The organism is Pseudomonas sp. S3E12 (assembly GCF_001702295.1).
Classification (GTDB): Bacteria; Pseudomonadota; Gammaproteobacteria; order Pseudomonadales; family Pseudomonadaceae; genus Aquipseudomonas; species Aquipseudomonas marginalis.
Genome location: NZ_MBDT01000015.1, coordinates 1 through 19794, shown reverse-complemented (window position 1 = coordinate 19794; position 19794 = coordinate 1). Strand labels below are relative to the sequence as shown.

General features: G+C 59.1%; 17 protein-coding genes and 3 pseudogenes. 7 read left to right on the top strand and 13 right to left on the bottom strand.

The window, feature by feature from the left end:
• Both BB029_RS13580 and BB029_RS13575 read right to left on the bottom strand, forming a co-directional pair.
• Positions 1 to 1121 (bottom strand): annotated as a pseudogene (locus BB029_RS13580) (IS3 family transposase); the annotation flags it as partial.
• 80 nt (positions 1122 to 1201) lie between these two features.
• A complete protein-coding gene (locus BB029_RS13575; protein WP_065939561.1) occupies positions 1202 to 1738 on the bottom strand; it encodes a LasR-specific antiactivator QslA in 537 nt (178 codons plus the stop codon).
• A 547-nt stretch (positions 1739 to 2285) separates the two neighbouring features.
• Here BB029_RS13575 and BB029_RS33785 point away from each other — a divergent pair.
• Positions 2286 to 2617 (top strand): annotated as a pseudogene (locus tag BB029_RS33785) (hypothetical protein).
• 191 nt (positions 2618 to 2808) lie between these two features.
• Here the strand turns inward: BB029_RS33785 and BB029_RS33780 are convergent.
• The 8 genes from BB029_RS33780 to BB029_RS13540 form a co-directional block, all read right to left on the bottom strand.
• Complete coding sequence (locus BB029_RS33780; protein ID WP_256558260.1) at positions 2809 to 3189, bottom strand: LysR substrate-binding domain-containing protein; 381 nt, start codon at positions 3187 to 3189, stop codon at positions 2809 to 2811.
• A gap of 1 nt (position 3190) precedes the next feature.
• Complete coding sequence (locus tag BB029_RS33775) at positions 3191 to 3391, bottom strand: LysR family transcriptional regulator (RefSeq protein WP_256558261.1); 201 nt, start codon at positions 3389 to 3391, stop codon at positions 3191 to 3193.
• 108 nt (positions 3392 to 3499) lie between these two features.
• Positions 3500 to 4057, bottom strand: a complete 558-nt coding sequence (locus BB029_RS13565) for a TetR/AcrR family transcriptional regulator (RefSeq protein WP_065939560.1) — start codon at positions 4055 to 4057, stop codon at positions 3500 to 3502.
• Positions 4044 to 4895 carry a 3-hydroxybutyryl-CoA dehydrogenase gene (locus tag BB029_RS13560; protein WP_065939559.1) on the bottom strand — a complete coding sequence of 284 codons (852 nt, stop codon included), beginning with the start codon at positions 4893 to 4895 and terminating at the stop codon, positions 4044 to 4046. The genes BB029_RS13565 and BB029_RS13560 overlap by 14 nt, the downstream gene beginning before the upstream one ends.
• Positions 4892 to 7288, bottom strand: a complete 2397-nt coding sequence (locus tag BB029_RS13555) for an RND family transporter (RefSeq protein ID WP_065939558.1) — start codon at positions 7286 to 7288, stop codon at positions 4892 to 4894. Before BB029_RS13555 ends, BB029_RS13560 begins: the two co-directional genes overlap by 4 nt.
• A complete protein-coding gene (locus BB029_RS13550; protein WP_141696541.1) occupies positions 7285 to 8271 on the bottom strand; it encodes a YCF48-related protein in 987 nt (328 codons plus the stop codon). The genes BB029_RS13555 and BB029_RS13550 overlap by 4 nt, the downstream gene beginning before the upstream one ends.
• A gap of 167 nt (positions 8272 to 8438) precedes the next feature.
• Positions 8439 to 9788 (bottom strand): DUF1329 domain-containing protein, encoded by a 1350-nt coding sequence (locus BB029_RS13545; protein ID WP_065939556.1) that lies wholly within the window; start codon positions 9786 to 9788, stop codon positions 8439 to 8441.
• A gap of 24 nt (positions 9789 to 9812) precedes the next feature.
• The gene (locus tag BB029_RS13540) at positions 9813 to 11465 is read right to left on the bottom strand and encodes a DUF1302 domain-containing protein (RefSeq protein WP_065939555.1); all 1653 of its coding nucleotides are present in this window, start codon (positions 11463 to 11465) and stop codon (positions 9813 to 9815) included.
• A 206-nt stretch (positions 11466 to 11671) separates the two neighbouring features.
• Here BB029_RS13540 and BB029_RS13535 point away from each other — a divergent pair, with 206 nt between their 5' ends.
• Positions 11672 to 12358: a GntR family transcriptional regulator gene (locus BB029_RS13535; RefSeq protein WP_065939554.1), complete on the top strand. Its 687-nt coding sequence runs from the start codon at positions 11672 to 11674 to the stop codon at positions 12356 to 12358.
• 41 nt (positions 12359 to 12399) lie between these two features.
• Here BB029_RS13535 and BB029_RS13530 read toward each other — a convergent pair whose 3' ends face one another.
• The 3 genes from BB029_RS13530 to BB029_RS13520 all read right to left on the bottom strand — a co-directional run bounded on the left by BB029_RS13530 (position 12400) and on the right by BB029_RS13520 (position 15542).
• Complete coding sequence (locus tag BB029_RS13530; RefSeq protein WP_065939553.1) at positions 12400 to 13986, bottom strand: bifunctional 3-(3-hydroxy-phenyl)propionate/3-hydroxycinnamic acid hydroxylase; 1587 nt, start codon at positions 13984 to 13986, stop codon at positions 12400 to 12402.
• Positions 13987 to 14088: 102 nt separating this feature from the next.
• Positions 14089 to 14649, bottom strand: coding sequence for a VOC family protein (locus tag BB029_RS13525; protein ID WP_065939552.1), 561 nt, complete (start codon positions 14647 to 14649; stop codon positions 14089 to 14091).
• A gap of 41 nt (positions 14650 to 14690) precedes the next feature.
• Positions 14691 to 15542: a fumarylacetoacetate hydrolase family protein gene (locus BB029_RS13520; protein ID WP_065939551.1), complete on the bottom strand. Its 852-nt coding sequence runs from the start codon at positions 15540 to 15542 to the stop codon at positions 14691 to 14693.
• 127 nt (positions 15543 to 15669) lie between these two features.
• On the opposite strand from BB029_RS13520, the gene BB029_RS13515 reads away from it, so the two are divergent.
• The 5 genes and pseudogenes from BB029_RS13515 to BB029_RS13495 all read left to right on the top strand — a co-directional run.
• A complete protein-coding gene (locus BB029_RS13515) occupies positions 15670 to 16251 on the top strand; it encodes an amino acid synthesis family protein (protein WP_065939550.1) in 582 nt (193 codons plus the stop codon).
• A gap of 69 nt (positions 16252 to 16320) precedes the next feature.
• Positions 16321 to 17436: an alcohol dehydrogenase catalytic domain-containing protein gene (locus tag BB029_RS13510; RefSeq protein WP_065939549.1), complete on the top strand. Its 1116-nt coding sequence runs from the start codon at positions 16321 to 16323 to the stop codon at positions 17434 to 17436.
• Positions 17437 to 17613: 177 nt separating this feature from the next.
• The gene (locus BB029_RS13505; protein ID WP_256558258.1) at positions 17614 to 18045 is read left to right on the top strand and encodes a cupin domain-containing protein; all 432 of its coding nucleotides are present in this window, start codon (positions 17614 to 17616) and stop codon (positions 18043 to 18045) included.
• 19 nt (positions 18046 to 18064) lie between these two features.
• Entirely contained in the window at positions 18065 to 18616 is a 552-nt protein-coding gene (locus tag BB029_RS13500) for an NADPH-dependent FMN reductase (protein ID WP_065939547.1), read from the top strand.
• 57 nt (positions 18617 to 18673) lie between these two features.
• A pseudogene (locus BB029_RS13495) lies at positions 18674 to 19794 on the top strand (IS3 family transposase); the annotation flags it as partial.

The following is a 19794-nucleotide window of genomic DNA, read 5'->3' as shown; positions in this document are numbered from 1 at the left end:
AGCAGTCGATCATGGGGGACAGGTACACCTTGCCTGCCGGGATCTGGAACTCCGAGATGTCGGTCAGCCATTTCTCATTCGGAGCTAGGGCCGTGAAGTCGCGGTTGAGGAGGTTTTCCGGCGCCGGACTGATCTCCCCGAGGTAGGAACCGTATCGACGCCGTTTCGGCTTGGCGACGACTAGGCACTCCTGCTTCATCAAGCGCTGCACCACCTTCTCTGAAAGGCGCACACGCTGCCTGCTCAACGAAGCTCGCATCCGACGGAAGCCATAGCAACGATGATTGCGCTCGAATATGTCCGCCATGGCACGACGCACTTCGGTGTACTTTTCCGCGATCTGCATTCGGGCTCGATGATAGAAATAGGAGCTTCGGGCCAAGCCCAACGCGTCAAGCAGCTCTAGCAAGGAGTACCTATGCCTAAGGTCATCAGCCAGCAATGTCTTCTCCCGATTGGTCAGGACTTGCCGGTTGATGCCCGTCTCTTTTTTTATGAGTTCATTCGCCCTCATCAACAGGTCATGTTCAAGCTGCAAACGGCGAACATCGAGCTGGAGAGATTCGAGTTGCCGCTGCAACTCCTCTCGTTCCGGTGACGATGAGGGTTCAAGTCGACACTTCATGGATGGGGATACCTCTGGGCCGAGTAGCTGGTTTTTCCAGTTGTACAAGGTCGGCCTGCACACGCCCAGCTTTTGAGCCAGGGCTTTCGCACTTTCTTTTCGCGTGCACAGCGCGATGACCGCTGCCTGCTTCACCGCTGGCGGCCGGGCTAACCCGTCTGATCGACTGACAACACGCTTATGCAACTCGGGGTGCATTTCGTAAATCCAGGCACGCAAAGAATCCCGCGCGGGGTAGCCCAACGCCTTGATGGTAGCGGCGATGTTGCGACCGTATTCGAGATAGTGCTCGACAGCCTTTTCCCTTTGGGCAGGTGAGTACTTCGACTTCGAGTTCTCGTAGCCACGCGGCAGGTCGAGGCATCGCATACTCTGCGTGCCAGCTCTTCAAAGAGTTCTTCGTCGGGTAGCCCAACTGACGAATAGTTGCCCCGGTTCGCTTGCCCAGTTTGATGTAGAGCTTGACCGCTCGGATACGGTCTTCGTATGAATACATGAACTACCTCCAGGTAGTCCAAGATTTCCGCCGCATCCCCGTTTGGCGGGAAAAGCAAATCTTAAACGTCAATTACAGACTCAGGCATCAAAGCGGGTTGATTGGGAAACGAGGGCCTCACGTCGCATGATCAGCGTCTGCTGCAGCCGCAGCAAAAAACCTGCTTCAAATGCCTCTTGGGGATCACCTGGACGATGGCGTTTTCTGTTCTGAGACAGAGCCCACCATAACGGTAATGATGAGCCTTCAAGCCAAGTCTCTGCGCAATGAACACCGTCCTTAATTATCGGAGCGAACTCATCACCCCACGGGGTTTGGATCGCAGGAGAGCCTTCAGCAGATGGGACAGATACATACTCATGAATCTGTTGATGAACGCTTTGAGCTGGAATACCAGTTAAATTTCGGAATGCCTTGTCGTACAACACGGCGGCGCCATCCAACAGCTCTACTGCCAACTCAACGTCTTGCGGAAAATGAAGCAAAATACTCTGGGCTCCGTTAAGCCGTAGAGTGGCTGCCTGCCGCAGTTTAATCGCTGCATCTTCAGGGGTAAGCGATGAAGTATCGATGCTGTTGGGCTTGGGGAGACCGATGAGAAGCGAAAGATCAAACATCGCGGAATCCTCCGAGATAGTTTGCAGCTTGAACCATTTGGCCGGGGTGGCGCACGAGCTTAAAAGGGGGACAGGTCATTTTCCTTATCTCCTTCGTGTAATTAAGGAGCTGCCAACCGCCGTTGCGACACGATTGGGTGGCAGACCGTACGGGGGTCGCAAACCGGCACACGAAGGAAAACCGGCCAGGCATAAGCCTGCCCCGCACGGCCTGCCATAGAAATACAGTAGTCAGACCTAATAGAGCGCCAACTACTTTGCTTTCGCTATGGCGCGGAACCGCGCCTTCGTGTGTGTGTTTGCGGGTTGCGACACCCGGTCGCGGGATTGACCGCAACGGAGCAAAGCGTAAATGCGAACAAGCGACAACACAAGCATGAGAGTCAATAAGCGCCGAATTCGAATGAGAGCTCCGGGCGAAAAATTACGTTCATCGGGATTTAGTGGCTAAGGCAGGTCAGATACCGCGCAACTCCTTCATATTTTCGAAGCTCACCACAGTGATAGAATCGGTAACGCTATACACGAAACCCTCTCGATAATTTGTATGACTACAGAGCTAACGGAAGAAGAAATGCGGCGGGCGCTGTTCGGTGAGCCTGAGCTCCCTGCTTTAGTAATCCACACACACGTGCAACACACAGCACCCAAATCGTGATCGCGAAGCCGACAAAGGCAGTGAAGAAAAATAAATTATCAAAAACTTTTACTCCCAGATTGAAAGTCACACTGAGGGTGGGGAATGAATTCGAAGGCAATATGCACGAGATCGTACATGAAGCCGATACGCTCAGCTCCCTAGTTGCAGAGTAAGAAGCTACAAAAATCGCCAAGAAAAAATTCAGGTTTGTGGAAGTTATTTCGGTTAAGTCGATGTAAGCGGGCAAGCTAGGTTCCAAGCGTATTTCACTGCAGCGCCACATCGTTCGTTCGGCCCTGGCTCGCCATCCAGCCAGCGTAAGTAAAGATGGGAGCTGGGCTACCTCTCCCAATTGCAGGTTGTCGAGTCCGAAATCTTTCAATAACCAAGCTTTCATTGCGAATTGCACTAGAAGCTGGTTTTTTCGCATTCATTCATGGGTCAATGGGGTGTGCATCGAACTTTCCAGGTGCGGGCCGACGAACTCATGGGCCAGAATTTCCTCGAAGCGCATGGACTTGCGCATCGCCAACGCATGTCCTGTGGACACCACCAGGGTCAATTCGTCCTGGCGATAAGGCAAGGTTTCCAGGCCTTGCGCGGCGGTCTGCGCGGCAATGATGCCCAGGTCGGCACGCCCATCGGCAACCGCGCGAATCACCGCAGACCCCACCCGCTCTTCAATATCGAATTTAATCTGCGGGTACGGCGAGACGAAATGGGCAACGTCGTTCGGCAGGAACTGCGACAGCGCCGAGGTGATGGCATGGCCGCGGATATGGCCCTTGACCCCGGCTGAATAATCTGCCAATTCATGGTCGAGCTGCTAGAACGTCTGCTTGACCTGGCGCGCATAAACAGCATTGACTGACCGGGTCAAGTCCCCCCCGCGCATTGCGCGTCAGCAACGGCGCACCCACTTGTGCCTCCGACTCGGAGATGCGCTTGCTGATGGCCGACACCGCCAAGTGCTTGAGCCGCGCAGCCCGCGTCAGGTTGCGCTCTTCGGCCACAGTGATAAATAGGTCAAGGCTGGTGATGTCGTATAGCACCCGTCGGCTCCAGTGACGTAATAGTGATACTAGAGCTTATTATTACACTGGCAGGGCCGGCCGCAGCGGTTAACCGCTCGGCCCGGCCAATATCCGCTCCAGCGCCGCCACCAACGCCACCTCCATCATCCGGGCCGTGGCGTCGTCCTCCAGCCGCTGCCCGGAAAACCAGGCATGCACAATGTTCAGCAGTGGCGCGACAGGGCGGGCTCCATCGCGCCTTCCGCCCAGCAACCCCATTAACCGTGCCTCGTACTGGGTGTGCAATTGCTGCACGCTGTACTGCTGCTCGGTGGCCAGGCAGCCACTGTCGCGCAAGGCAATGCAAAAGTGCCTGGGCATCTGCTGATGCAGCCTTACGTGCACACGGATAACCTCGCCGATGCTGCCCTCAACGCGAATGGGCAGCGGCGCCAACGCCGCCAGCAGTTCTTCATAGAACTCTTCGAGGATATCCAGCAGCAGATGCCGCTTACTCGGATAATGGTGGTACAACGACCCCGGCGACATGCCCAGGCAAGTGGCCAACTCACGCATGCCGACCTGGGCGAAGCCTTTGCGCGCAAACAGTTCGACTGCTCTGTCCCGATTGCGGGCAAAGCGTTCGCAGCGCTCAGTCGTAGCCATGAAAACCACGCCCGGTCTTGCGCCCCAAATCCCCCGCTGCCACCAATTCTTTTAGCAATGGTGCGGGGCGGTATTTGCTGTCGTTGAACCCGTCGTGCAGGGATTGAAGAATCGCCAGCACCGTGTCGAGGCCGATCAGATCGGCCAGGGCCAGCGGCCCCAACGGCTGGTTGCTGCCCAGCACCATGGCGGCGTCGATATTCTTGGCGCTGGCGATACCTTCCTGATAGACCATGATCGCTTCGTTGATCATGGGCACGAGGATACGGTTGACCACAAACCCTGGGCGGTTGGCGCTGCTGATGCAGGCTTTGTTCAACTGCGCCGCCAGCGCCAGCACCCGTGCATACGTGGCGTCGGCGGTGCGCAGTCCGCGCACCACTTCAATCAATTGCATCACCGGTACCGGGTTGAAAAAGTGCACCCCGATAAATCGCTCAGGGTTCGGCAGCGGCGCGGCCAGTTCGGTGATCGACAGGGATGAGGTGTTTGACGCAATCACACAGTGCTCGCTCACTTCACCGGCCACCCGACTCAGCACCTCGCGCTTGAGCGCCAGCTGTTCGGTGGCTGCTTCAATCACCATGTCCACGCCTTGCAGACACGTGTAGTCAGTACTCATCTGCACTCGGGAAAGGACTTGGCGCTTTTGCGCCTGATCCAGCATCCCTTTGGAGACTTGCCGCTCTAGGTGTCTGTCGAGGGTTGCGGCGGCCTTTTCCAGCATCTGCGGGGAGATGTCCAGCAACCGGACCGACAACCCGGCACTGGCACACACTTGGGAAATCCCGCTGCCCATGGTGCCAGCGCCCACTACGCCAACCGTTGCAATACTCATCGTGTGGTCAACTCCGGCTTGAGCAAAAAGTGCGCGAGGGCCGGCACCAGCACCAGGGCGCCGACCATATTCCAGATGAACATGAAGCCCAGCAGGATGCCCATGTCCGCCTGGAACTTGATCGGCGACAACACCCAGGTCAGTACGGCAACGCCCAGGGTGATACCGGTCATCACCACCACTTTGCCGGTGGACAGCAGTGCCAGGTAGTACGCCTCGGACAAGCTGCAACCGCGACGCAGGTTGGTCAGCGTCACACTGAGGATATACAGCGCATAGTCCACGCCGATGCCCACGCCCAGTGCGATCACCGGCAGGGTCGCGACCTTGACGCCGATATTGAGCCCCACCATCAGGGCTTCGCACAGCACCGAGGTGAGCATCAGCGGCAGCACCGTGCACACCACGGCGCGCCAGGACCTGAAGGTGATGAAGCACAACACGATGACCGCCGCGTAGACCATAAACAGCATCTGTACATTGGAGCGTTTCACCACGATATTGGTGGCCGCTTCGATACCGGCATTACCGGCAGCGTTGAGGAACTGCAGCTGCTCGGTGTTATGGCTGGCGGCAAACTGTTCAACGGTCTGCACCACACGGGTGAGGGTGTCGGCCTTGTGGTCGGTAAGGTAGACATACACGGTCAGCAAGTCGCAGTTCTGGTTGAACAGTTCGCGCGGCGCGCGGGTGATGATAGCGTTCAACAGCCCCTGATTCCGTGGGATCTCATACCAGGTCATGCTGCCTTCGTTCATGCCGGCAGCCGCCTGTTTGCTCAGCGCCGCCAGCGACGTGGTGGAGACCACCCCCGGCAATTGCTGCAACTGGGCTTCCAGCGCGTCGACTGCCACCAGGGTTTCGTACTTGGCGCAGAAGTACTGCGGGGTTTTCACCATCACCACGTACTTGTCGCTGCTGGCAGAAAAGTTGCTGACCATGAAACGGTTGTCGTTGTTGTAACGCGAATCGGCCCGCAGCTCCGGTGCGCCAGGATTGAGGTCACCGATCTTCACCTGCAGGCTCACGGCAAAGCCTGCCACCCCCAGCAGCAGCGCCACAATCAGTGCACCGCGCGCCCATTTACGCTCGGTAAAACGGTCGAGCAAAGCCCAGAACGGGTGGCGCCCATGGGGACCGTCCAGTTGCGCCAACTGATCGTTGGCTGCCTCACGCTGCGCGGCAGCGCGGCTCACACCGGTGTAAGAGAGCAGAATCGGCAGCAGAATCAGGTTGGTGAAAATCAACGTCAACACGCCCAGCGTCGCCGCGATGGCCAGGTCCTGGATGACCGGGATCTTGATGATCATCAACACGGCGAACCCGACAGCGTCCGCCACCAGTGCCATCAGGCCCGTCAGGAACAGCCGGCGAAAGGTGTAGCGCGCAGCCACGAGCTTGTGCGCACCGCGCCCGATGTCCTGCATGATCCCGTTCATCTTCTGCGCGCCGTGGCTCAGGCCAATGGCGAATACCAGGAACGGCACCAGGATCGAGTAAGGGTCAAGGTCAAAGCCCAGGGTAGGCAACAGCCCCAGCAACCAGACCACCGCGATAAGCGAACACAACAACACCAGCAAGGTGCTGCGCACGCAGCGCGTATACCAAAACAGCACGATGGCGCAGATCACCAATGTCGCGGCGAAGAACAGCTGCATCTGGCGCATGCCATCGAGCAGGTCGCCTACGACCTTGGCAAACCCGGTGATGTGGATCTGGATGCCTTCGTTTTCGTACTTGGCGCGGATCTGTTCGAGCTGGCCGGACAGCGCGTTGTAATCCAGCGGCTTGCCGTCGTCCGTGGTGGTGTCCTGCAACGGCAGCAACACAATGCTGGACTTGAAGTTGGACGCCACCAGCTTGCCCACTTCGCCGGAACGCTCAACGTTCTGGCGCACCTGTTCCAGGCTGGCGGCCGAGCCATCGTAGTTGTCCGGGACCACCGGGCCACCGTCGAAGCCCTCTTCGGTCACGCCGATCCATCGGGTGGCCGGGGTCCACAAGGACTTCATGTAGGAGCGGTCGACGCCGGGCAGCAAAAACACCTCGTCGTTGATCTTTTTCAGGGTATCGAGGTACGCCGCATCGAAAATACTGCCGCGCCTGGCCTCTACGGCAATGCGTAGGGTGTTGCCGCCCTCCCCCAACTGGCTGCGATGCTGAAGGTAGTTCTGCACATACGGGTGGTCGGTGGGGATCATTTTTTCGAAGGCGGCATTGAGTTTCAGGCTCAACGCCTGATACCCCAGCACCAGGCTGAGCAACACGCAGATCCCCAGGATGATGCTGCGATGGTTGAACAGCAGGCGCTCGACCAGGGTGCCGGAAGCGGGGTCGAACGGGCTGGCATCCAACTGGGTGTCGGGCTCTGCAGAACGGGTAAAACTGTTCATTGATCGTGCTCCAACACGTCCACCGCAATCGCCGACGACAGCATGCCGCGTGCACTGCTAAGGATCAGGCTGCCGTCAGCGGCTTGCGCCATGCCGGTGAAGTAACTTGACTGAGGTACGTTAAGGGCTACGGCCTGGCTGGCGTCGCCGGTGAAGTGCAAGACACGGCCAGACTCATCGGCCAGCAGCACCGAGCCATCGTCCAGGCCCAGGCCACTGGTCAAGGTGACCGGTTGCAAGGTATCGAGACGCTGCCAGCTGTCGCCGCCGTCCCGGGACTCGAACGCTTTACCACGCAGGCCGAAGACGATGAGCGTGCCGTTTTTCGTGGCCTGCAGCCCGAACGTGGTGCCCTCGTAGGGCGACGCCAGCGCCTGGAAGCTCTGCCCCTGGTCACGGGAGCGCAACAGCGTGCCCTGCTCGCCCGCAATGAACAGGTCCGCGCCGGATTGCGCGATGGCGTACAGGTGCAGCTCTGAAGGGTTGTCGATGGCGGTGCGCAGCGGCTGCCATGTCTGCCCGCCGTCATGGGTCATAAACGCCAGGCCATAGGCGCCAACCACCCAGCCGGTGTTTGCATCGAGGAACAGCACGTCGAGCAACGGTTTGTCGGGGCCCTCGTCCACTAGTTGCTGAGCTTGGGCGATCTGCTCTGCGCCCTGGCCACGCTGGGCCGCTTGCAATTCGAGCTGGGCGGCCTGGACCCCATCCAACTGGCGCGTCCAGGTCAGGCCGGCGTCCAGGGTGTGCAAGACGGTGCCGGCATGTCCGACCGCCCAGCCTTCCACGTCGTCGATGAAACGCACTTTGACCAGCGTCACGCCGACCGGTGATTGGAGCTGTTGCCAGCTTTTACCATCGTCATCCGAGGCAATAATGAATCCACGCTCGCCCACCGCCACCAGGCGTTTGCCGGCCCTGGCCACACTCAACATGACCGATTGGGCGGCAAGGGCGCTGGTGATCGCCGGTTGCATGGGCATTTCATCAGTTGCCTGCGCAAAGCTGCTCATTAGTAGCGTCACGAGTGACGCCATGAGTGCATGGCAGGCGATGGACCACGGTGTGAATGTACGCATTGTCGAGCCTCGATGAAGCGGTCCCAGGGGCTGCCCCCGGGAACACAGGTTTGAACACGCAGGTGCGAGGCTTAGCGCACAGAGCCTGAGGCCACGGAATTCCCCGTGAAGAAATTTTCGGGCTTGCGCGGGATAACGCTGTAGGTTTCGCCATTGAGACTTTGCACGATGCTGTAGGTCTTGGCTTGCAGGTTGTAGATCACCACCGGCTTGACCACCACCGCAGGAATCGACGGCACTACGAACGGCAGTACCTGGGACACGCGCCACAGCTTGCCTTCGGCGTCGTAACCATCGACCAGGGAGACGGTCCAGCTGTCTTCATCGATGAAGAATCGGCGCTTGGGCACGGCGTGCCGTTTACCGGGTGCGACGGTAGCTTCCAGCTCCCACACGCGGTGCAGTTCCCAGCGCACCTTGTCGGCATTCAGGTGATTGGCAACGAAGGCGTCATCGCGTTTTTGCGCGTTGAAAGCATTGTCGTTGTAGGGGATGTACAGCTCTTTTTTGCCCACCAGCTTCCAGTCATAACGATCCGGGTGGCCGATAAAGCCGTGCACTTCGTCGAAGTAGTTGGCCCCCGAGGCCACGAAGTCCGGCGTGTCATAGCCCACGGTCGGTGCACGACGCACGCGACGCTGTCCGACCAGGTATTGCCAGGCTTCACGCGGTTCCTGCGGGTTGACGCTGTCATGGGTGACCAACGACTCACCGGCCTTAAACGGCGGCTCATTGGTCAAGAAACGCAGCAACGCATATTGGCCGTTCCAGGCCTGGGCGCTGCCCTCTTTGTAGTAGTAAGGGTATTGCCAGTTCTCGACGCCCCGGCTGGCCAGGGTCTGGGTGCCATCGGCGTTGCCGATGATGTTGGCGTAGCCCATCTGGATCGATTCGGCTTCGACACGCAGCAGGAAATTCCAGATCACTTCGTTGCCGTTCTTGGGGATCGGGAACGGGATGCCGCCGTAGCAGCCTTCCACCGACAGGCCATTGCTGGTGGTCTTGCACTGGGTGGCATTGGCGAAGGTGTTTTGATAGACGCTGTCGGGCGCCGCAGCGGTGCGATGCGTGGGGTAAACATCGAGGTGATAGGTGTCGGAATATTTGGCAAGGAGCGCCTTGGTGCCTTCGCTCAATTTGTCGGCGTATTGCGCGGCGTTCTTCGCGGTGATTCTGAGCACCGGCTTCTCACCGGGGAACGGGTCCGCTGGCACGTCGCCGAATTTGGCTCCGGCGACATCCTTGGTCAGCCCGCCGGTCCACGCGGGAATACTGCCATCGGCATTCCCGGCTTTTTCGGCGCCCAGGGGCGTCAGCGTGGTCTTGAGCTTAGCCGCCTCGTCGGGGTTGACCGCCGCCAGGGCAGTGCTGGCGCACAGGGCCAGGGACAAGGTGCAAAGCAGCAGTTTGGTTTTTGTCATTATAAGAGCCCGCCTGTTCGTTGCTTAAAAGGTTCGCTGGATCGAAAACGCCACGAAGTCCCGGTCTTTCATGTTTTGCTGGAAGGTGTAGGCATTGGCCGTGTTGATGATCGGCCCGGCCTCACCGAAAAAGTTGGTGTAGCTCAACGAGGCGTACCACTGCTTCTTGTAATCGGCCTTGAGCCCCAAGGTGAGGTCGCCGCCGTGCTCGGGGCCAAAGGCCTGGGGCGTGACGGATGAGCGTCCGGATGGGTTGTAGCCAATCGTGATCGGGGCCTGCACATCGATGCCGGGAAACACCTGGAAGTACTGCGGCTCGAAGGTGAAGCGCATGGCGAAGGCATCGCGGGTGGTGTTGGGGTCCAGTTGGTCGGCGTTTTTGGTCACGCTGAGTCGGCGGTTGAAGGCCACTTCACCGATCAGCGAGGCACCGTCCCATAACGCCGAGCCGCCGTAGACATTGACCATCGAGACTTGGGCATGCCACGAACGGCCAATCGGGTAGGCCGGGTTCGAATCGTTGTCCGCGTCCATGCCGGTGATGATGGTGCCGCCCACGCCGGCCAGGGGTGTATCGAGGCGTATCGAGGTTTCACCGGCGATATTCGCCTCGCCCACCAGGGTGCTGAAGCTGGCGCCGAAGACCTTGATGTCTTCGGGGTACACGTTGATGAAGCTGTCGTCGGCACCGGGCACCAGGGCGGCCGGGCGGAAGTAAAACACCGGGGTCTTTTCGTGGTACTTGGCGGCATAAAGTCCGAACTCCCAGTCCTCGACCGCGAATTTGAATTGGGCGCCGAACTGGCCTGAATTCCGTGCCTCCTTGTCCTTGCCATGCAGCAGCTCGCCGGTGGGGAAAAACACCCGCTCGCCGCCTTCACCGACAAAGTCCGCACCACTGAAATAGCTGCCCGCCGCCGGCAGCCGGGTCTTGTTCCACTCGAACTGGTAGTAGGCCCCCACGCTGACCGTGTCGGTGAGCTGCCAGTTGCCCGACAGCTGCTTGGTCGGCATCAGGATCTCTTTGAACTGCGAGCCAGGCACCGACTGCAGCTTCACCAGGTCGACCGTGGATTGCGCGTTGGCAATGCCGTTGGCGCCGAAGAACAGGCTTTCGCCGTAAATCTGGGTGAACTGCCCCAGGCGCCCGGACAAGGTGGTGCTGCCCAGCTCTTTGGAGCCGTAGACAAAGGCGTCGAGGATTTCTGTGCGCTTTTCGTGGATGCGTCGGGTGTCGCTGGTGAACTGGTCGTGGTCGACACTCACCGAGTTGGCGGTGCCGGGCGAGTCGTTGTCGTTGTCATGGCTGTAGACGTTGTCGTACCAAGACGCGGCACTGAGCCGGGCGCCGACGTCTTTGTACTTGATGTCGAATTCGGACAGCAGGTCCAGACGGTTGGAGATCAACCCACGGTCGAAATTGCGGTCACCGTCGTCCAGGTTGGCATTGGCGTTGGACGTGCCCGGGCCAACTGCGACCTTGGAATCGAGTGCGTTCACGCGCCAGGCGTTGCTGTACTTAACGGTGTTGTCCCAGGTCGCGGTGAGATCGGGGTTGCCGGTGTCGATCTGGAAGGCCTGGGAGGCGGTAGAAAGGCTAAACAGCAGGGTCGCGCTGACGGCGCAGGCAATGCTGGAAACCGGCAACGGGCAGTGCCGCAGGTTGCGTGTTTTCATCGAGATGTTCCTGTTTTTGTTGTTTTTGTAAAAGGGCATCGCATGTGCGCAATATTATTTTTAATGCATCAAATATAACTTTGTGCACAAAACCTATTCCTGTAAAAAATCAATGTCAAGCAGATTCGCGGGATTCAAATGAGTCTTTGCACTAAATCTGTTTTTGCGCATAAACTGCGTTTAGTGCAAATTCCAGGACGCCCACCATGACTCCCTCCCCCAGCAGCCCGCTGATCGAAGTCGCGTTGACCAAGATGAAAAAAGCGATTGTGTGTTGCGAATTGGCCCCTGGCGAAAAGCTCAAGGTTGCCGAACTGTCGAAGACCTACGGGCTCAGCAGCTCGCCGATCCGCGAGGCGCTCAATCGATTGACCCAGGACGGTGTGGTCGAGGCCAGTGACAACAAGGGGTTTAGGGTCGCGCCCATTTCCACCGCCGACTTTCGCGATATCACGCGAATGCGCTGCCTGCTCGAATGCGAAGCCTTGAGTGATGCCATCCGCTATGGCGATGACAGCTGGGAAGCCGACGTGCTGGGGGCGTTTCACCGCTTGAATCTGATGGAAAAAAAATTGGGCAGCGGTGTGTTGGTGCTTGATGATGAATGGTCGGCCCGGCATAAGGCCTTCCACTTTTCACTGTTCGGCGCGTGCCCATCGCCGCTGCTGCTGAAGATGATCGACTCGATGTTCGACCGCGCGGAGCGGTACCGGCGCTATTCGGCCAAACAGCGCATTCGCCAACGCCACAAGGGCAATGAACATCAGGAATTGATGGATGCGGCGCTGTCACGCGACAGCGGCAAAGCCGTTACCCTGCTGCGTAACCATATCCGGGACACGCTGGAGCGCACCGTCGAGGCCATCGAACGTCAGCAGGCAACGTTGCAGTAACCTGGCCAGGGCGGGCTTGCCAGGGCAAGCCCGCCCTTCCCTCATGCAGCGTCTGGCTTGCGGCCAAACAACGCCAGCTCCATCCCCTCCAGCAACTCCATGGCCCACGCTACCGTCACGGCACCGCCATACACGTAGTGATCCGGGCGCACGATCACCACATTACAACCACGCCGCTCCAGCCACTGCGCCAGCAGCCCATCCACCTCTTCGTAATCATCTGCCGCCCGCGCTCCAGGGTGCTGCGGGTAAACCAGGCGCACCACTTCAATCGGCAGGCCCTTGAGCGACTGGCTGCTGCGCAGGCACCGCAGCAATACACTGGCGTCGAAGCCCGGCGCGATCACCACGCGAAAGGACTGGCCGGTAAACTCATCCAGCAGCCCCGCCTTGCCCTTGTGGTTGATCACTCGCGGTTGCGGGAACAGTTCGCCGGCAGGTGCCACGTTCGCGACAAAGCCATGCCTTAACCCCGGAATCAGGGACTGGCGGACGATCCCCTTAGGGTTCTCGGTCATCTGCTGGATCAATTGCGCATCACGCAAGGCAGCGCGCTCAGTGTCGCGCTCACAGATTACGCCGCCAAATTCTTTGGCTGCCAGAGTGGTCTGGCGCACATGGGGGATACGCTCAGTCTGGTAGCTTTCGAGGAAATTCGGCGCCGCTAACTCGCGCTTTACCAGAGCAAGCTTCCACACCAGGTTCAAGGCATCGCGAATGCCCTGGCACATGCCTTGTGCCAGAAACGGCGGCGTCATGTGCGCGGCATCGCCAAGAAAGAACACCCGGTCGGCTTTCCACTGCTCAAGGATCAGCGCATGGAAACGGTAGGCCGAAGCCCGCCAGAGTTGATAGTCCTCCTCCGGTAACCAACGGGCGATAAGCTGTTTGATCACGTCGGGCTGGGAGATTTCAGTGGGCTGCTCGTCCGGGTTGATCATGAACTCCCAGCGCCGGTGCCGCCCGGGCCCGACCACAAACGTACACGGCCGCGCCAGTTCGCAGAACTGCACATTGGTCTTGGGCAAATGCTCGCCCGCGCCTTCATTGAGGATCACATCGACCACCAGCCAGGGCTCGTCGAAGGCCAGATCCTCCATTTTCAGACCTAGCCGAGTGCGGATCGGGCTGGTGCCGCCATCACAGGCCAGGACATAGTCGGCGCTAAGCGTGCGCTCGCTGCCGTCCTTGGATTTGATCAGCACGTGAGCCTGGGTACTGGCGGAGTCAACCTTCAGCACCTCTGCGCCAAGTTCCACAGTGACGCCCTGCAAATCGGCGAGCTTGTCGCGCAACGCGCGTTCGACCGGTGGCTGGGAAAACACGTAATTGGGCGCCCACCCCAGGGCAAAAGGGGGTTTGGCCGCGTCGATACGCTTGAGCACCTGGGAGCCCGTGGTGCGGTACTCCGAAGGGCGATAGGGCATGACATGCTCGGCAATCTCATGGGCCAGGCCAATATTGCCGAAGACGCGCATTACCTCATGGTCAAACCCCATGGCCCGGGGGTTGGTATACACCGTCTCGGACTTGTCCACGACGAGGGTCTTGAGCCCCCACAACCCGGCCAGGTTCGCGCACACGGCGCCGACCGGGCCCATTCCAACAATGATGACATCGTAGTCCATCGTCTACTCCGCTTCTTATTCTTATCGGTACAACAGATGGCTGACGGGCCAGCACGCGTGCGCCCATCAGTCGGGGTTGAACCTCGGCAGTTCGCCGCCGGGTCAGCCCAGCCGAACGCGCTGCTCTTTGATCTTGGCGCGTATGGAGTGCTTCCATTCGTCCCGGGTCTGGAAGCCGGGGCGGCGCAAGCACATGGCTTCGGTCTGGGCCAGGATCACCTCGGCCGGCAACTCCAGATCGAGGGGTTCCTTGCACGGCTGTGCGGTGTAGAACGGCGCATCAACGTACATTTCAATCGGGTTGCCTTCCGGGTCTTTGAAGTACATCGACCAGGCATTCCCGTGGTCGACCTGGGCAATCCCTTCGATGCCGCTGCGCTTGGCAAACTGGTAATAGGCTTTGAGGTCTTCCAGCGAATCGAGCAGGAAAGACATTTGATTGATCGGGTTGAATGCCAGGTCAGCAGGCTTGCCGTCGAACAGCACGACCTGGTGATGCAGCTCAGGATTCTGGGTCATGAAGAACAGGCGGTGGCCGGTCGAGGCAACGCCTTTGTCGCTGACAATAAAACCCAGTACACGGCAGTAAAAGTCGACCATGCCATCCAGGTCTGCGCAGAAAACGCCGGTGTGGGTGAAGTTGATCGTCGGTAGAGCGGGCATGTGAAACCTCCAGATTTTTATGATTGTGCAGAGGACAACGTTCAGGCTTCGTCAATTACGCCGTTGGATAGCGTGCCGATCTCGGTGATCACCACTTCAAATACGTCACCGGGCTTGAGGAAGATCGGTGGCTTGCGCTTGAAGCCAATGCCGCTGGGCGTTCCGGTGGCCAGGATATCGCCAGGGTTCCATGCCAGCGCCTTCGATACGTAGGCAATCAAGTGCGGAATATCGAAGGCCAGTTCATCGAGGCTCCCCTCCTGCAATTGCTCACCATTGAGCACACCCCGGACCACCAGCTTACGGTAATCGGGAATGTCCGCCGCGGGAATGAGCCAAGGGCCCAACGCACCGGTTTTCCTGAAGGTTTTGCCCATGCCGTACTGGTGGGTGTGGAACTGCCAGTCACGCACGCTGGCATCGTTGAAGCAGGTGTAACCCGCCACATGGTCCATCGCATCGGCCGGGTCGATATGCGAACCGCCCTTGCCGATCACCACGGCCAACTCGGCTTCGAAGTCAAATTGTTCCGACACTTGCGGGCGCACCAGTGGCTCGCCATGGGGCAGCAAGGTTTCGGCGAAGCGCTGGAAAATCACCGGGAAGTCACCGACCTTGCGCCCCGCTTCCTCAGCGTGCGCCACGTAGTTGATGCCCACACAGATGACTTTGCCCGGGTTGGGTATGACCGCTTCGAGCGCCACGCTTGCAAAGGGATAGTCCGCTGCTTTGCCCTCTACGATCCGTCGCGCCTCATCCATCAGCGCCGGCTCCGCGAGGAACGAGGCGAGATCGCCAGCCGATGCAAAGGCACCAGTCAGCTCAACCACCCCGTCCCCCTTCACGGCACCAAAATGCGCCTTGCCTTCTTTACGGTAAGAAATCAGCTTCATCTTTCTCTCCTGCTGTTTTGTGCACAAAAACTTATTTCTTGCACCATACATCATTAAATGCATAATTAGAAAGGTCAGCTTTAAAAAATAATGCGCCGCGTGAGGCGCGTAGATCTGGAGGTCAGGCATGTCGCTTGTGAGTGTGCGTAAGATCAAACTGGACATGGAAGAGGTGCGCCATGAAGGCGGCCCGCGTTCGGCGGCTCCGTTGCGGATTGCGGTGGCCACGGCAGTGATTGCCAATCCCTATGCCGGCCAATATGTTGAGGACTTGCTGCCGTTTATGCAGGCCCTGCGCAGCCTGGGGGCCGAGCTGTCGGAGCGGCTGATCCATGCGCTGGGGGGTGTCGAACAGGTTCAGGCGTATGGCAAGGGCGCCATCGTCGGTGAAGACGGCGAGCTGGAACACGGCGCGGTCTGGCACGAAGCCGGTGGCTGGGCGATGCGCGAAGCCTTGGGCAACCCGAAAGCGATTGTTCCTGCGGCGAAGAGCATTGCGGGCCCCGGCTCACGGGTGATGATTCCATTGGGTCACATTCAGGCGGCTTATGTGCGCAGCCACTTCGGTATTGCGGAAATGACCGTTTGGGACGGCCCGCGGCGTGGCGAAATCGCGTTCGGCCTGGCCATGGCCACGGGCGGACGCATCCATGCCCGGCTCGGCGGGCTGGCTGCTGCCGATGTTAAGGGCGAAGACGGTTTACGTTAGTTGTAACGCGTTGATGCATGCTCCAGAAAACCTACCACTACAAAAATAATATGTGTGTTGGAGAACCCCATGACAGCAAACACGATGCGTGCCGCACGCTTGTACGAAGGCGGCAAACCCATGGTCATCGAACAGGTGCCCGCGCCGCGAATCCGCCCCACCGAGGTGTTGGTCAAGGTCAAGGCCTGCGGGATCGTGCCAAACCTGCATAACATCCTGACCAACTGGGTCACCTGGTTTCCACACAGCCCGCTGCCGAAGCTGCCGGCGATTTTCGGGCTGGACCCAGCCGGTGTCGTTGAAGCCGTGGGCGATCAGGTCTACGACTTCAAGGTCGGTGACCGGGTGTATGTCAATCCGGGCCGCTACTGCGGTTCCTGCCGCGCCTGCCGTGCGGGCAACACCGTGGCCTGTAGCGCCTACACCTTTAATGGCTACTTTGGCTTTACCGCGAAAAGCCCTCGCATGTTTGAGGACTACCCTTACGGCGGCCTGTGCGAATACATCCCGGCTCCCCAATACAGCCTGGTCAAACTGCCGGATAACCTCAGCTTCGAAACCGCCGCGCGCCTGGGCTACCTCGGCACCGCCTACAAAGCGCTGCTCAAGACTGGGGCAGGCCCGGGCAGCACGATATTGATCAACGGCATCAGCGGCACCCTTGGCCTGGGCGCCGTGGCCCTGGCGCTGGCCATGGGCGTGCGCAAGATCCTCGGAACTGCGCGTAACCAGGAGCTGTTCCAGAAAGTCAAAGACCTGGCCGCCCCCGGCAGGATCGAGATCCATACCCTCGGCAGCATTCCGACCCAGCAGTGGGTCAATGAGATCACCGCCGGCGAAGGCGTCGATATCGTCATCGACGCCCTGGGCCCGGGCGCGCCCCACGAGAGCCTGACCCAGGCGCTCAAATCCCTGAACCGAGGTGGGCACCTGGTGAATATCGGCGCCATCGCGGGTGATGTGCCCATCGACCTGCACTGGATCATGGATAACGACATCCAGCTCAGCGGCTCGGCGTGGTTCACCACCGGGCAAGGCCAGGCGATGGCCGACATGGTGGAGTCTGGCGTGCTGGACCTGTCCTTCTTCGAGCACACCACCTTCGCGCTGGAAGACATCAACCATGCGATCACGGGTATCGAAAACCGTCACGGTGGTTTCAGCAACTATGTGATCCGTCCTTGAGTGAACGCAGCGAGAGCCTCGCCTCTCGCTGCCCTTTTGGCAGGCTGAGTAACCTTCATGAAAATAAGAAGACTGGTCACCGGGCACGACGAACAGGGTCACTCGGTATTTGTTTCAGACGACTTCGCGCCTCGGGCGCAATCCTTTGCATCAATCCCGGGGCATGGGATGGTGCAAATGTGGGCCACCCCGCCCCAGCCGACATTGCCCGCCCGGGGAAGCGACCCCACACTTGCCTTGGCGTCGTTAATCCCCAGCCAGGGTGGCACCAGCATCGCCCTGTTTGATTTCCCGCCCGACAGCATCATGCAAAACCCGACTGATAGCGTTCAAGCCTATGCCGAGTTGGGCGCCGCACTGCCAGGCTTGATCGAATGCTTCGAGCCCGACAGCCCTGGCATGCACACCACGGCGACCATTGATTACGGCGTGATCCTGGAAGGTGAAATGTGGCTGGAGCTGGACAACGGCCAGAGCCGCCTGGTTAAGGCCGGCGACATCGTCATCCAAAACGGCACGCGCCATGCCTGGCGCAACAAAAGTAGCGCAATCGCCCGCGCGCTGTTTGTAATGGTCGGCACCGCGCCCTCAGATAACCCGGTTGTATAAACCACCCTCAAGGACTTTTATGGCCACCCGCCCTCACCGCTTGCTGGGTATATGCGGCAGCCTGCGCGCGCACTCCACCAATACCGCCGTGCTCAAAGCCCTCGCCAACCGCATGGGCGAGCACGCCGAACTGCAGCTGTTTGCCCTCAACGATATCCCGTTGTACGACAGCGACCTGGAAGCGGATGGCTTGCCTGACGCCGTACTTGCTTTGAAAGACGCGATCAGCCAGGCCGACGGCCTGATCCTCTGCTCACCCGAATACAACTACGGCGTCTCCGGTGTGCTTAAAAACGCCCTGGACTGGGCCTCCCGCCCCGACGTCAACTCCCCGCTGAGAAACAAACCAGTGTTGATCATGACCTCATCCCCCGGCGTGTTAGGCGGTGTGCGCGCCCAGGCGCAACTGCGGGAGACCTTGAACGCCACGCTTAGCAGGGAGGTTGTGATCCCAGGGGTCAGTCAGAAGATCCAGGACGGTCAATTTGAGGATGAGCCCACGCTTCAATTCATGTTGGCGTCGGTAGATCAGTTGTTGGGTGAAATTGATCTTTTGGGCTGTTGGCGCTGATTGAAAACTGACCCAGTGGGGATGCGGCGGAAATCTTGGACTACCTGGAGGTAGTTCATGTATTCATACGAAGACCGTATCCGAGCGGTCAAGCTCTACATCAAACTGGGCAAGCGAACCGGGGCAACTATTCGTCAGTTGGGCTACCCGACGAAGAACTCTTTGAAGAGCTGGCACGCAGAGTATGCGATGCCTCGACCTGCCGCGTGGCTACGAGAACTCGAAGTCGAAGTACTCACCTGCCCAAAGGGAAAAGGCTGTCGAGCACTATCTCGAATACGGTCGCAACATCGCCGCTACCATCAAGGCGTTGGGCTACCCCGCGCGGGATTCTTTGCGTGCCTGGATTTACGAAATGCACCCCGAGTTGCATAAGCGTGTTGTCAGTCGATCAGACGGGTTAGCCCGGCCGCCAGCGGTGAAGCAGGCAGCGGTCATCGCGCTGTGCACGCGAAAAGAAAGTGCGAAAGCCCTGGCTCAAAAGCTGGGCGTGTGCAGGCCGACCTTGTACAACTGGAAAAACCAGCTACTCGGCCCAGAGGTATCCCCATCCATGAAGTGTCGACTTGAACCCTCATCGTCACCGGAACGAGAGGAGTTGCAGCGGCAACTCGAATCTCTCCAGCTCGATGTTCGCCGTTTGCAGCTTGAACATGACCTGTTGATGAGGGCGAATGAACTCATAAAAAAAGAGACGGGCATCAACCGGCAAGTCCTGACCAATCGGGAGAAGACATTGCTGGCTGATGACCTTAGGCATAGGTACTCCTTGCTAGAGCTGCTTGACGCGTTGGGCTTGGCCCGAAGCTCCTATTTCTATCATCGAGCCCGAATGCAGATCGCGGAAAAGTACACCGAAGTGCGTCGTGCCATGGCGGACATATTCGAGCGCAATCATCGTTGCTATGGCTTCCGTCGGATGCGAGCTTCGTTGAGCAGGCAGCGTGTGCGCCTTTCAGAGAAGGTGGTGCAGCGCTTGATGAAGCAGGAGTGCCTAGTCGTCGCCAAGCCGAAACGGCGTCGATACGGTTCCTACCTCGGGGAGATCAGTCCGGCGCCGGAAAACCTCCTCAACCGCGACTTCACGGCCCTAGCTCCGAATGAGAAATGGCTGACCGACATCTCGGAGTTCCAGATCCCGGCAGGCAAGGTGTACCTGTCCCCCATGATCGACTGCT